A 12996-nucleotide genomic window follows, 5' to 3' on the forward strand; every position below is an offset into this window, starting at 1 on the left:
GGTGGCACGGCGCACATCCCGCGTCCGTGCCGGGCGCGCCGCGGGCGCCACTCAGCGCCATCTTTTACGCATTCTTCATTTTCACTCGTACAACGGAGCTTCTATCATGAGCATTCAAGCCATCAACGTTCGCAACCAGTTCCGCGGCAAGGTCGCCGCCATCATCGAAGGCCCGGTGGTCTCGGAAGTCGACGTCGAGACGCCGGCCGGCATCGTCACCTCGGTCATCACCACCCGCTCGGTCAAGGATCTCGGCCTCACCATCGGCAGCGAAGTGGTTGCCCTGGTCAAGGCCACCGAGGTTTCGCTGGCCAAGCTCTGAGGCCCCGCCTCAGGCGGCAGGCGCAAAAGGAATTCGTCATGGCAAGCGCGGATGAAGCAGGCGTGGGGCTGGCAGCCCTCACGCATTACCTGGACGGACTGCCGCGGCAACCCGGCAGCGACCGCCAGCTATGGCGGGACGAGCACGGCCAGGTGCAGGGCCAGTTCTACAACTGTTCGCTGACCAGCGCCTTCGAGCCGCTCATCACCCTGTCGAGCCGCGACGTGGTGGCGCACGAAGGCACGCTGCGCACCTATGCCGGCGACGGCGTGGGGCTGGCGGCGTGGAAGCTGTTCGCGATGGCGGCCGACGACGCCTCGCTGGTGTCGCTCGACCGGCTCTCGCGGCTGGTGCACGCGATCAACTATTTCGCCGCGGACGGCGACCGCAAGCTGGTGCTCAACGTGCACAACCGGCTGCTGGCCGCGGTCGCGGACGACCACGGCGCGGCGTTCCGGCGCGCGCTGCAGTCGCTCGGCCTGCCGCTCGACCGCTTCGTGATCCAGGTGCCGGCCAGCGCCAACGACGACCTGCCGCTGTTGCTCCACGTGGTCGGCAACTACCGGCGCAACGGCTTCGCCGTGAGCCTGCAGGCGTCCGACCCGGCCGAGGCCGGCGCGCTGATGGCGCACGCGCTGCCCAATTGGCTCAAGCTCGACATGCGCCGCAACTGGACCGACCGCCAGCTCGCCGGGCTGCAGGCCAGCGCCGACAGCGCCGGCGTGACCCTGATCGGGCGCCGGCTGCAGAACGCCGAGCATGCCGAGCGGCTGCAGGCGGCGGGCATCGTGCTCGGGCAGGGCGTGTTTACCGGAGAGGCGGTAAGCGCACGCCGGCTGCGCGAGACGCGGCCGGACACGGAGGCGCCCGGCGCCGGCGATGCCGGCGGGCAGGCGCGCTCCGGGCCGGGCGGCGCGCCGCTGGAGTACAGCAAGGAGCCGATATGACGCAAAGCAAGGGGATGGCCGCCGCGCCGGCGGCCGAGGTGCGGCTGAAAGTGCCGAAGGGCCTGCAGATCCTCACCGTGCCCGGCCTGCACGGCAGCGGCCCGGGCCACTGGCAGAGCCGCTGGGAGCAGCGCTTTCCCGACTGGCAGCGCGTGGAGCAGCACGACTGGTCGCGCCCGAGCCTGCCGCTGTGGGCCGAGCGCGTCTCGGAGAGCATCATGCGCGCCCAGCGCGTGGCGTCGCGCGGGGCCATCCTGGTGGCGCACAGTTTCGGCTGCCTGGCCACGCTGCGCCAGGCCGCGCTCGACGCCGAGGGCATCGCCGGCGCCTTGCTGGTGGCGCCGGCCGATCCGGACAAGTTCGGCGTGGCCGGCCTGCTGCCGGCGCACCGGCTGCCGTTCCCGACCATCCTCGTGGCCAGCCGCAACGATCCCTGGATGCAGCAGCGCACCGCGTTCAGCTGGGGCACGTTGTGGGGCAGCGAACTGCACGACGCGGGCACGCTGGGTCACATCAATGCCGATTCCGGCCTGGGCCAGTGGCCGGCGGGGCTGGCCCTGCTCGATACCCTGATCCAGCGCATCGAGGCGCAAGGCAGCGCCGGCCTGGCTGGAGACCGCGCCGGGCCGTGGGATGCTGAGGTGGAAGTGTCCTCGACCATCCCTTATATCTAAAACGTCTAAGAAAATACGCAAATATTCGTTCTGTTTATAAGGACGTATCTGCAGAATTTGTCTCGTAGGCCGGTGCGTTATGCGCCGGCGTCATAAAGAAGCCGCCAGCGGTTTCCCGTTCCGCCCCCTGCAAGCCCGGCCGCCCAGTGCGCCTGCCAGGCGCGCGCAGCCGGTGCGCGCGTGACGGGCAGGGCGCGGGCGGATACAGACGGCGCTCACGAGACGATATGCCTCCCTCGATTTCCCTGGCGGACAACCCGCCCCCGGCCCGGCCGGATGCCCCGCAGGCGCACGGACGCCTGCCCGGCAAGACCAGCCGGCGGCATTTCACGGTGCTGCCCGGCTTCGGCCTGTCGCTGGGCTTCACGCTGTTCTACCTGACGCTGATCGTCCTGATCCCGCTGTCGGCCACCTTCCTCAAGACCTTCACCATGAGCTGGGAAGCGTTCTGGGGCGCGGTGACGGCACCGCGCGTGGTGGCCTCGCTGGAGCTGAGCTTCGGCGCCTCGCTGATCGCCGCCATCGTCAATACTGTGTTCGGCCTCGTGGTGGCGTGGGTGCTGGTGCGCTACCGCTTTCCGGGCAAGCGCCTGATCGACGCGCTGGTGGACCTGCCGTTCGCGCTGCCGACCGCGGTGGCCGGTATCGCGCTGACCGCGCTGTATGCCGGCAACGGCTGGATCGGCCGCTACCTGGAGCCGCTCGGCATCAAGGTGGCGTTCACCCCGCTGGGCGTGGTGGTGGCGCTGACCTTCATCGGGCTGCCGTTCGTGGTGCGCACGGTGCAGCCGGTGCTGGAGGACGCGGAGCAGGAGCTGGAAGAGGCCGCCGCCAGCCTCGGCGCCACGCGCCTGCAGACCTTCGCGCGGGTGATTCTGCCGACCATCCTGCCGGCGCTGCTGACCGGCTTCGCGCTGTCGTTCGCGCGCGCCACCGGCGAGTACGGCTCGGTGGTGTTCATCTCCGGCAACATGCCGATGGTCTCCGAGATCGCGCCGCTGATGATCTATTCGAAGCTGGAGCAATACGACTACGCGGGCGCCACCGCGGTGGCGGTGGTGATGCTGGTGATCTCGTTCGCGCTGCTGCTGCTCATCAACGTGCTGCAGGCATGGACGCGCCGCCACCACACGGCCGGGCGCGCCGCCGCGGCGCAGGAACAGGAGAGCTGAGATGGCCGGCATCGTCACCAAGGGCCTGGGCGGCCGCGCCCAGCCCGCCGCGCATTTCGCGGACGCCACCGCGGAAGCGCCGTGGGTGCGCTACACGCTGATCACGGTCGCGGTCCTGTTCCTCGCGCTGTTCCTGTTCATCCCGCTGGCCTCGGTGTTCTACGAGGCGCTGCGCAAGGGCGTGCAGACCTATTTCGATTCGCTGGTCGAGCCCGACGCGGTGGCCGCGATCCAGCTCACGCTGCTGGTGGCCGCCATCGCGGTGCCGCTCAACGTGGTGTTCGGCGTGTCGGCGGCATGGGCCATCGCCAAGTTCGAGTTCCGCGGCAAGAACCTGCTGACCACGCTGATCGACCTGCCGTTTTCGGTCTCGCCGGTGATCTCGGGGCTGGTCTACGTGCTGCTGTTCGGCGCGCAGGGCTGGCTCGGGCCGTGGCTGGAAGCGCACGACATCAAGATCATGTTCGCGGTGCCGGGCATCGTGCTGGCCACCATCTTCGTGACCTTCCCGTTCGTCGCGCGCGAGCTGATCCCGCTGATGCAGGCGCAGGGCAGCGAGGAGGAAGAGGCCGCCATCGTGCTGGGCGCGTCCGGCTGGCAGACCTTCCGCCGCATCACGCTGCCCAACATCCGCTGGGGCCTGTTGTACGGCGTGATCCTGTGCAACGCGCGGGCGATGGGCGAGTTCGGCGCGGTGTCGGTGGTGTCGGGCCACATCCGCGGGCTGACCAACACCATGCCGCTGCACGTGGAGATCCTCTACAACGAATACAACTTCGCGGCGGCCTTCGCGGTGGCCTCGCTGCTGACGCTGCTGGCGCTGGTCACGCTCGGCATCAAGACGCTGGTGGAATACCGGGCGCGCCGCGAGCACGCCGAAGACGAGAATATCGCGCCGGAGAACCCGGGCGCGGGCAATTTGCAAGGACAGGCATCATGAGCATCCAGGTCAGGAATGTGCAGAAGCGCTTCGGCAATTTCGTCGCGCTCGACGACGTCTCGCTCGATTTCGACGAAGGCCAGCTGACGGCGCTGCTGGGACCCTCGGGCTGCGGCAAGACCACCCTGCTGCGCATCATCGCCGGGCTGGAGCGCGCCGACGCGGGCCAGGTCCTGCTGGAAGGCCGCGATGCCTCCAACCAGCACGTGCGCCAGCGCCAGGTGGGCTTCGTGTTCCAGCACTACGCGCTGTTCAAGCACATGACGGTGTTCGAGAACGTGGCCTTCGGCCTGCGCGTGAAGCCGCGCGGCGAGCGCCCGGCCGAGGCGCAGATCCGTGAGAAGGTGCGCTCGTTGCTGGAGCTGGTGCAGCTCGACTGGCTGGCCGACCGCTATCCGCCGCAGTTGTCCGGCGGCCAGCGCCAGCGCATCGCGCTGGCCCGCGCGCTGGCGGTGGAGCCGCGCGTGCTGCTGCTCGACGAGCCGTTCGGCGCGCTCGACGCCAAGGTGCGCAAGGAACTGCGCCGCTGGCTGCGCCGCCTGCACGACGAGCTGCACGTGACCAGCGTGTTCGTCACCCACGACCAGGAAGAGGCGCTCGAGGTGGCCGACCAGGTGGTGCTGATGAACCGCGGCCACGTGGAGCAGGCCGGCACGCCCGAGGCGGTCTACAACCACCCGGCCACGCCGTTCGTGTTCGGCTTCCTCGGCAACGTCAACCTGTTCCACGGCCGCCTGGAAGTGGGCGAGCGTGGCGGCCTGCTGCACACCGGCGAGGCGATCCTGCCGGTGGTCGGCAGCGGCCACGAGACCGCCGGCGACGCGGTCGCCTACGTGCGCCCGCACGACCTCGACCTGGAGCGCTACGCGCCGGGCGCCGAGGGCATCGCCGTGACCCTGCGCCGCGCGCTTACGCTCGGCCCGGTGGCCCAGCTCGAGCTCGAGCGCGAGGACAACCAGGAAGTGATCGAGGTGGCCCTGCCGCTCGAGCGCTTCCGCCACCAGGGCTTCCGCGAAGGCGAGCTGCTCGCGGTGCGGCCGCGCCAGCTGCGCGTCTTTGTCCAATCCGAATCGTCAACCCGCGCGCCGGCCAAGCCCGCGCCCGCAGGAGCCGCACAATGAACTTCCAGCAACTGCGTTCGATCCGCGAGGCGGTGCGCCGCCAGTTCAACCTGACCGAGGTCGCCAACGCGCTCTATACCTCGCAGCCCGGCGTGTCGCGCCAGATCCGCGAGCTCGAGGAAGAGCTCGGGGTGGAAATCTTCGAGCGCTACGGCAAGCGCCTGACCGGCCTGACCGAGCCCGGCCGCGAGATCGTGCGGATCGTGGAGCGGCTGCTGCTCGAGGCCGAGAACCTGCGCCAGGCCGGCGACGAGTTCGCCGGGCGCCACACCGGCCGGCTGACCGTGGCGACCACCCACACCCAGGCGCGCTACGCGCTGCCCAAGGTGGTGCAGAGTTTCCGCCGCGCCTATCCGCACGTGACGCTGGCGCTGCAGGAAGCCTCGCCGGCGCATATCGTGGAGCTGCTGCTGACCGGGCAGGCGGACATCGGCATCGCCACCGAGGCGGTGGCCAGCGAGGCCGGCCTGACCTCGTTCGAGGCCTATAGCTGGCAGCACGTGCTGGTGGTGTCGCCCGGGCATCCGCTCACGCATGTGCCCGAGCCGACGCTGGAAGACATCGCCGGCTTCCCGATCATCACCTACGACGCCGGCTTCACCGGCCGCCGCAAGATCGACGGCGCGTTCGCCGCCGCCGGCCTGCAGCCGGAGATCGTGCTGACCGCGATGGACGCCGACGTGATCAAGACCTACGCCGAGCTGGACCTGGGCGTGGGCATCATCGCCTCGATGGCCTACGACGAGCGCAAGGATGCCGGCCTGGTGCGGATCTCGGCCGACCACCTGTTCGAGCCCAACACCACCAGCGTGGCCGTGCGCCGCGGCGCCTACCTGCGCGGCTACGCGCACGCCTTCATCAACATGTTCGCGCCGCACCTGTCGCGCGACACGGTCAGCAACGCGCTGTCCGAGCCGGCCGGCGGCCCCGCGGTCGAGGCCTGAGCGCCGGCGCCGGCCACGGCGCGCACGTTCTCCGGGCTGTTGCGCCGCCGCCGTCACTGGCGGCGGCGCCGTATCCGGCGGTGCCGCTCGCGCCGCATCCTCGCGCTTCGCGCCCCCGATCCTCCATTCGTCGCACGCCACTTCCGCCATGCACGCGGCAGGCGTACAGTTCGTGCAGTACGTGGCGGATCACTCCGGCGCCGCAGCATGCGGCGACACGCCCGCGGAAAGACGAACGAGGCGAGCGCAACATGACACGAGGCCGTGGCGGCAGGGGGCTGCTGCTCCCCATCATCCTGATCGCGCTGGGCGCGCTGTTCCTGGCGCGCAACGCCGGCATGCTGCCCGCGCGCGCCGTTCGCGACGGCTGGCCGCTGATCCTGGTCGCGCTCGGCGCCGGGCTGCTTGCGCGCCGGCTGGTGCCGCGCCGCGCCGCGCGGCGGGAGCCGCGGCCGTGAGCGCTCGCCCTGCATGGCTGCGCAGCGCGTGCCTGCGTGCCGGGGTGGGCGGGCATGCACGGAGGCCGGCCGTCGGCGGCGCATGGCGATGAGCCTCCCTTACAATAGGTTTTCGCCGGCCCGCCCGCGGCACCCGCGCAGGCCGGCGCGGCTTCTGTTCTTACCGATGTCACCGATCCTGCTGATTTCGCCGGCCTGGCCGGCACCCGAGCCTCGTATGGAGCTTCCGTCCTCATGAAATCGCTGGGCCGCTGTCCGGCCGCCATGCCTTCGCGCGTTTCCATCCTCGGGCGCGACCTCGTGTTCGTGCTGTGCATGAACACCGTGATTGCCGTGAGCCTGAACTATGGCTTCCGCACCGGCGGCTCGCTGTTGCACAACTTCGTCTACAGCCACCTGATCGGCCTGTCGATCTGGCTGCTGATCGACGTCGCCCGCGTGCTGATCTGGTGGAACGAGCGCCCCACGCGCTGGCCGTTCATCTGCCTGGCGGCGGTCGCCGTGCCGCTCGGGGTGCTGCTGGGCAGCTGGGCCACGCGCATCGTGCTGGGCGAGCCGGCCAAGTCCTTCCAGGAAGCCAGCGACATGCTGCGCATGTGCCTGGTGGTGGGCATGCTGGCGGCGGCCAGCATGATCTATTTCTACTGGTCGCGCGAGAAGCTGGCGCACCTGGAGCGGCAGGCCGCGCTGGACGCGCTGCAGCGCGAGGAGGCCGAGAAGCAGCTGGTGCGCGCGCAGCTGATGGCGCTGCAGGCGCAGATCGAGCCGCATTTCCTGTTCAACTCGCTGGCCAACCTGGATTGCCTGATCGCCACCGACCAGAAGGCCGCGCGGCGCCTGCTGCAGCGGCTGATCGGCTTCCTGCGGATGTCGCTGGCGCACACGCGCGCCGAGCAGTGCACGCTGCGCCAGGAGTTCGAGCTGTTGCGCAGCTATCTCGACATCCAGGGCCTGCGCTTCGGCACGCGCCTGAACTACAGCATCGACCTGCCGCCGGAGCTGGCGGAAGTGGAGATCCCGCCGATGCTGATCCAGCCGCTGGTGGAAAACGCGGTCAGCCACGGCATCGAGCCGTGCATGCATGGCGGCAGCATCGCGCTGTCCGCGCGCGCGCTCGGCGCCGGCGCGGTGCAGGTGGTGATCGCCGACACCGGCGTGGGCTTCGGCCACGCCGTGACCAAGGGCTCGGGCCTGGGGCTGACCCACGTGCGCGAGCGCCTGGCGCGCATCTTCGGCGCGTCGGCCGGCATGCAGATGGAGGAGAACGCGCCGCGCGGCGTGATCGTGCGCCTGACGCTGCCGGTGATGCGCGCGCCGGCCGCCGCCGTGCCCACGCCAGCACAGTCGCAGGCGCCGGCCGGCGGCATCGGCGCCGGGCTGGCCCCGGTGGCGCGTGCCGCCGTGCGCGGGGCCGCTCCGGCCTCGCATTCCTGACGCGCCGGGCACCGCCGGCGCCGTCCCGTTTTCCGACAGTCCATTACCGTTGCCATGTCCCCGACCTTGTTGATCGCCGACGACGAGCCGCTGCTCGCGCGCGCGCTGCATGCCGAACTGAGCGGCCTCTGGCCCGAGGCGCGCATCGTCTCCGTGGTGCACGACGGCGTGTCCGCGCTGGAGGCGGCGCGCCAGCACGGGCCGCAGGTGGCCTTTCTCGACATCCGCATGCCGGGCATGAGCGGCATGGACGTGGCGCGCGAGCTGATGGCGTTCGACCGGCCGCCGCTGGTGGTGTTCGTCACCGCCTACGACCAGTTCGCGCTCGAGGCCTTCGAGCGCGAGGCCGTCGACTACGTGCTCAAGCCGGTGCAGCCGGACCGGCTCGAAGCCACCGTGCAGCGTCTCAAGGGGCGGCTGGCCGAGCATGCCCAGGCCAGCGAGGAAGCCGGCGCGGGCGGGGCGGCGCTGGACGCCGCGCGCCTGGCGCAGCTGCTGGCGCGGCTGGAGACGCTGGAGCCCGGCGGCGGCGCGCAGCCGCCGGCCGCGGGGCCGGCGCAGCACGGCTACCTGCGCTTCATCAAGGCGCTGGTGGGGCAGGAGATCCGCATCATCCCGGTCGACGAGGTGATCTACCTCGAGGCCACCGACAAGTACGTCAACGTGGTCTCCACCGGCGGCGAGGCGCTGATCCGCACCAGCCTGCGCGAACTCTCGCAGCAGCTCGATCCCGAGCGCTTCTGGCAGATCCATCGCGGCACCGTGGTCAACATCGACTGCGTGGCCAGCGCCGTGAACCAGTCGCTCGGGCGGCTCGCGCTGAAACTGCGCAACCGCTCCGAGACCCTGGCGGTGGCGCGCCAGTACGCCTACCTGTTCAAGCAGATGTAGTGCCCGGGGGCATGCCTGCCGCGGGCGGTTTTCCTCTATGATGCGGCCCGATACCCGATGCTTTTTCCACTCTCACGAATCAGGAGCCGCCCATGAACTTTGCAACCACCGATCTGTGCGATGACAACGAAGACCGCCTGGCCGACGGCACGCTGCGCGTGCTGACGCCGGGGTTCCGCCATTTCGGCAAGCGCGCGGTCTTCGCCGGCCCGGCCGCCACGCTCAAGGTGTTCGAGGACAACTCGCTGGTGCGCGAGGCGGTGGAGTCGCCCGGCAACGGCCGCGTGCTGGTGGTCGACGGCGGCGGCTCGCTGCGCTGCGCGCTGGTGGGCGGCAAGCTCGGCGTGCTGGCCGAGAAGAACGGCTGGGCCGGCATCGTCGTCAACGGCTGCGTGCGCGACAGCGCGGAGCTGGACGCATGCGACATCGGCGTGCGCGCGCTGGCGCTGCACCCGCAGAAAAGCCAGAAGCGCAACATCGGCGAGCGCGAGGTAACGGTGCAGATGCCCGGCGCGGTGGTGCGCCCCGGCAACTGGATCTATGCCGACGCCGACGGCGTGCTGGTGGCGGACGGCAAGCTGGAGGGCTGAGCATGCCGGTGGTCTTTGTCTACGGCACGCTGCGCGCCGGCGAGGTCAACGACCTCAACGCCGCCGCGCGCCGGCACGGCATCGCGGCGCCGCGCCTGCTGGGCAGCGCCACCGTGCCGGGCCGGCTCTATGACTTCGGCAGCTATCCCGGGCTGGTGCCGGACGCCGACGCGCCCGGCGTGGCCGGCGACCTCTATGAAGTGGACGCCGCGCTGGTGCCGGTGCTCGACGAGATCGAGGAGGTCTACCCGGGCCAGGCCTCGCTGTTCGTGCGCGAGGAGCGCGCGGTGTCCGCCGCGGGCGGGCCGGTCGTCTGCCTGCTGTATCCGGTGGCCGAGTCCGCCGTGGCCGGGCTGCCGCGCATCGCGTCGGGAGACTGGGTGGCGTACCGCCGCGCGCGCGAGGCCGGCCTGCGCCAGGCCTGAGCGCGCCGCCGTTTCAAACGGCATGGCCGGTGCTCGCCGCGCCCGCGCGGCTGGCGTAGCATCGGCAACCATTCCATCACCCGATGTCATGGTCCACGCATGCCTTCTTCCCCGCTTCCCTCCGAGGCCGCGCCCGCCCGGCTATCCGTCCGGTCCGGCGATGTCCGCCTCGCCGTCCAGACCTGGGGCGATCCGTCGCGCCGCGCCATCGTGCTGGTGCACGGCTATCCCGACAACAGCGCGGTCTGGCACGGCGTGGCGCCGCTGCTGGCCGATGACTACCACGTGGTTGCCTACGACGTGCGCGGCGCGGGCGCGTCGTCGGCGCCCGCGGGCGTGGCCGCCTACCGGCTGGAGCGGCTGGCGGAGGACTTCGGCGCGGTGATCGATGCGGTGTCGCCCGGCGCGCCGGTGCATCTGGTCGGGCACGACTGGGGCTCGATTCAGTGCTGGGAGTTCGCCACCGAGCCGCGCCTGCGCGGGCGCATCGCCTCGTTCACCTCATGCTCCGGCCCCTGCCTCGACCATGCTGGCCACTGGATACGCGGCAACCGCCGGCTCTCGCGCGCGGCGCTGGCGCGCTCGCTGCGGCAGGCGCTCTCGTCCTGGTACATCTATGTATTCCACCTGCCGTGGCTGCCGGAGCTGAGCTGGCGGCTGTGGATGGGCCGCGCGTGGCCGCGCTACCTGAAGCTGTCGGAGGGCGTGGCGGCGCGGCCCAGCCCCACGCAGGTGGCCGACGGCTGCCACGGCCTGGCGCTGTACCGCGCCAACATGCTGCGCCGGCTGCTCGCGCCGGGCGAGCGCCATGCGCACGCGCCGGTGCAGGTGATCGTGCCGCTGCGCGACCGCTACGTCAGCCCGGCGCTGTCGGCGGACCTGTCGCGCTGGGTGGGACGGTGGTGGCGCCGCGAGGTGGCGGCGCGGCACTGGCTGCCGCTGGCCGACCCGGCCGGCATGGCCGCCATGATCCTGGAGCTGGCCCGGCATGTCGACGGCGCTCCCGAGGCGCAGGCGCTGCAGCGCGCGCGCATGCCGGACGGGCAGGGCGCCGGTGCGGCGGCGGCGTGATCGCTCCGCATGCCATCTTCCACTTTTCCACAATGCGGAATGTCGTTTTGAGCCACAAAAAATGTGGCTGCGTAGCACAACGGTCGTTTCTCATGATGGGAGATGTCGTGCCGTATCGTGAAATTACATTTGCAAGATACTGATTTTATTGAATAAAAAAACTTAGCAAGGACTGCATTCCGACCTGTTGCGACGCGGGACGTTTCCCTACACTCTTATATAAGACACATGACCTGAGACGCGAAAAACGGGGGTGGCGAGGCAGCAGGAAACGGCCTCCGCAAGCACCCCCGCGGCGTCCCGGTCGGCTGCCAGGTATCGGTGCCCGGCAGGCCTGTCGCAAGTTTTCTTACGCCATACCCGTCTCAATCACTAGGAGAGTGCAATGTCCCGCGAACAAGAAATCCAGAAGCTGCAGAAGGAATGGGAAACCAACCCGCGCTGGAAGGGCGTGAAGCGCAACTACAGCGCCGCCGACGTGGTGCGCCTGCGCGGCTCCGTGCAGGTCGAGCACACCCTGGCCCGCCGCGGCGCCGAGAAGCTGTGGCACCTGCTGAACACCGAGCCGTTCGTCAACACGCTGGGCGCGCTGACCGGCAACCAGGCCATGCAGCAGGTCAAGGCCGGCCTCAAGGCCATCTACCTGTCGGGCTGGCAGGTCGCCGGCGACGCCAACCTGGCCGGCGAAATGTACCCCGACCAGTCGCTGTACCCGGCCAACTCGGTGCCGCAGGTGGTCAAGCGCATCAACAACACCTTCCAGCGCGCCGACCAGATCCAGTGGAGCGAAGGCAAGGGCGACACCGACTACTTCGCGCCGATCGTGGCTGACGCGGAAGCCGGCTTCGGCGGCGTGCTGAACGCCTTCGAGCTGATGAAGTCGATGATCGAAGCGGGCGCGGCCGGCGTGCACTTCGAAGACCAGCTCGCCTCGGTCAAGAAGTGCGGCCACATGGGCGGCAAGGTGCTGGTGCCGACGCGCGAAGCCGTCGCCAAGCTGACCGCCGCGCGCCTGGCCGCCGACGTCTCCGGCGTGCCGACCCTGGTGATCGCCCGCACCGACGCCGAAGCGGCCGACCTGCTGACCTCGGACGTCGACGACAACGACAAGCCGTTCTGCACCGGCGAGCGCACCGTGGAAGGTTTCTACCGCGTGCGCAACGGCCTGGAGCAGTCGATCTCGCGCGCGCTGGCCTATGCCGAAGTGGCCGACCTGGTGTGGTGCGAAACCGGCAAGCCGGACCTGGAATTCGCCAGGAAGTTTGCCGAAGCCGTGCACGCCAAGTTCCCGGGCAAGCTGCTGGCCTACAACTGCTCGCCGTCGTTCAACTGGAAGAAGAACCTCGACGACGCCACCATCTCCAAGTTCCAGAAGGAACTCGGCGCGATGGGCTACAAGTTCCAGTTCATCACGCTGGCCGGCTTCCACTCGCTGAACTACTCGATGTTCAACCTGGCCTACGGCTATGCCCGCAACCAGATGAGCGCCTTCGTCGAACTGCAGGAAAACGAGTTCGCCGCGGCCGAGAAGGGCTTCACCGCCGTCAAGCACCAGCGCGAAGTCGGCACCGGCTACTTCGACGCCGTGACCCAGACCATCGAAGGCGGCCAGTCGTCGACCACCGCGCTCAAGGGCTCGACCGAGGACGAGCAGTTCTTCGACAAGAAGGTGGCCTGAGTTTCCCGGGGCTCCGGCCCCGGAGTTGCAGCATGGCAGGATAACCAGAACGATACCTGCTCACCTTGAAGGACGTGCGACCATCGCGTCCTTCAATTAGGCGCCGCGCCGTGTCTCTTTCAGAGGGACGGCGCGGCTTTTTGTTTTCCGGCGCGAGGATGTGGATCAGGGGCTAGGAAAGATCGCGTGGGTCGATGCGAAACATCCGAAAAATATTAAAAATTGTGTCGTTGTCGATTCAGACGTTTCCAATTCACTTGCGATGATTTCGGCGATATGATGCCGCTGCGTGTCCGGAAGAGCACGCAGGGAAGCGCCGGCGAGCCACC

14 protein-coding genes are annotated in these 12996 nt (G+C 69.6%); all 14 read left to right on the top strand.

The window, feature by feature from the left end; genetic code table 11:
* Positions 1–106 precede the first annotated feature (106 nt).
* Positions 107–322 (top strand): TOBE domain-containing protein, encoded by a 216-nt coding sequence (locus tag AC3WXD_RS30250; RefSeq protein WP_006161487.1) that lies wholly within the window; start codon positions 107–109, stop codon positions 320–322.
* A 38-nt stretch (positions 323–360) separates the two neighbouring features.
* Complete coding sequence (locus AC3WXD_RS30255; RefSeq protein WP_059412883.1) at positions 361–1269, top strand: EAL domain-containing protein; 909 nt, start codon at positions 361–363, stop codon at positions 1267–1269.
* Positions 1266–1943: an RBBP9/YdeN family alpha/beta hydrolase gene (locus tag AC3WXD_RS30260; protein WP_059412882.1), complete on the top strand. Its 678-nt coding sequence runs from the start codon at positions 1266–1268 to the stop codon at positions 1941–1943. The genes AC3WXD_RS30255 and AC3WXD_RS30260 overlap by 4 nt, the downstream gene beginning before the upstream one ends.
* Before the next feature lie 227 nt (positions 1944–2170).
* Positions 2171–3115: a sulfate ABC transporter permease subunit CysT gene (gene cysT, locus AC3WXD_RS30265; protein WP_020202696.1), complete on the top strand. Its 945-nt coding sequence runs from the start codon at positions 2171–2173 to the stop codon at positions 3113–3115.
* Between the two features lies 1 nt (position 3116).
* Positions 3117–4055: a sulfate ABC transporter permease subunit CysW gene (gene cysW / locus AC3WXD_RS30270; RefSeq protein WP_059412881.1), complete on the top strand. Its 939-nt coding sequence runs from the start codon at positions 3117–3119 to the stop codon at positions 4053–4055.
* Positions 4052–5176: a sulfate/molybdate ABC transporter ATP-binding protein gene (locus AC3WXD_RS30275; RefSeq protein WP_020202698.1), complete on the top strand. Its 1125-nt coding sequence runs from the start codon at positions 4052–4054 to the stop codon at positions 5174–5176. Before cysW ends, AC3WXD_RS30275 begins: the two co-directional genes overlap by 4 nt.
* Positions 5173–6120 carry a CysB family HTH-type transcriptional regulator gene (locus AC3WXD_RS30280; protein WP_020202699.1) on the top strand — a complete coding sequence of 316 codons (948 nt, stop codon included), beginning with the start codon at positions 5173–5175 and terminating at the stop codon, positions 6118–6120. Before AC3WXD_RS30275 ends, AC3WXD_RS30280 begins: the two co-directional genes overlap by 4 nt.
* Positions 6121–6371: 251 nt before the next feature.
* A complete protein-coding gene (locus AC3WXD_RS30285; protein ID WP_492325315.1) occupies positions 6372–6578 on the top strand; it encodes a LiaI-LiaF-like domain-containing protein in 207 nt (68 codons plus the stop codon).
* Positions 6579–6812: 234 nt separating this feature from the next.
* Positions 6813–8012 (top strand): sensor histidine kinase, encoded by a 1200-nt coding sequence (locus tag AC3WXD_RS30290; protein WP_020202701.1) that lies wholly within the window; start codon positions 6813–6815, stop codon positions 8010–8012.
* 54 nt (positions 8013–8066) lie between these two features.
* Complete coding sequence (locus AC3WXD_RS30295) at positions 8067–8903, top strand: LytR/AlgR family response regulator transcription factor (RefSeq protein ID WP_059412878.1); 837 nt, start codon at positions 8067–8069, stop codon at positions 8901–8903.
* A 92-nt stretch (positions 8904–8995) separates the two neighbouring features.
* Entirely contained in the window at positions 8996–9493 is a 498-nt protein-coding gene (gene rraA, locus AC3WXD_RS30300) for a ribonuclease E activity regulator RraA (protein ID WP_059412877.1), read from the top strand.
* 2 nt (positions 9494–9495) lie between these two features.
* Positions 9496–9918 (top strand): gamma-glutamylcyclotransferase family protein, encoded by a 423-nt coding sequence (locus tag AC3WXD_RS30305; protein WP_059412876.1) that lies wholly within the window; start codon positions 9496–9498, stop codon positions 9916–9918.
* A 99-nt stretch (positions 9919–10017) separates the two neighbouring features.
* Positions 10018–10989: an alpha/beta fold hydrolase gene (locus AC3WXD_RS30310; protein WP_492325316.1), complete on the top strand. Its 972-nt coding sequence runs from the start codon at positions 10018–10020 to the stop codon at positions 10987–10989.
* Positions 10990–11374: 385 nt separating this feature from the next.
* Positions 11375–12667, top strand: coding sequence for an isocitrate lyase (aceA, locus tag AC3WXD_RS30315; protein WP_020202706.1), 1293 nt, complete (start codon positions 11375–11377; stop codon positions 12665–12667).
* The last annotated feature ends 329 nt before the right edge of the window (positions 12668–12996 follow it).

The organism is Cupriavidus sp. FW216-B1 (genome assembly GCF_058789195.1).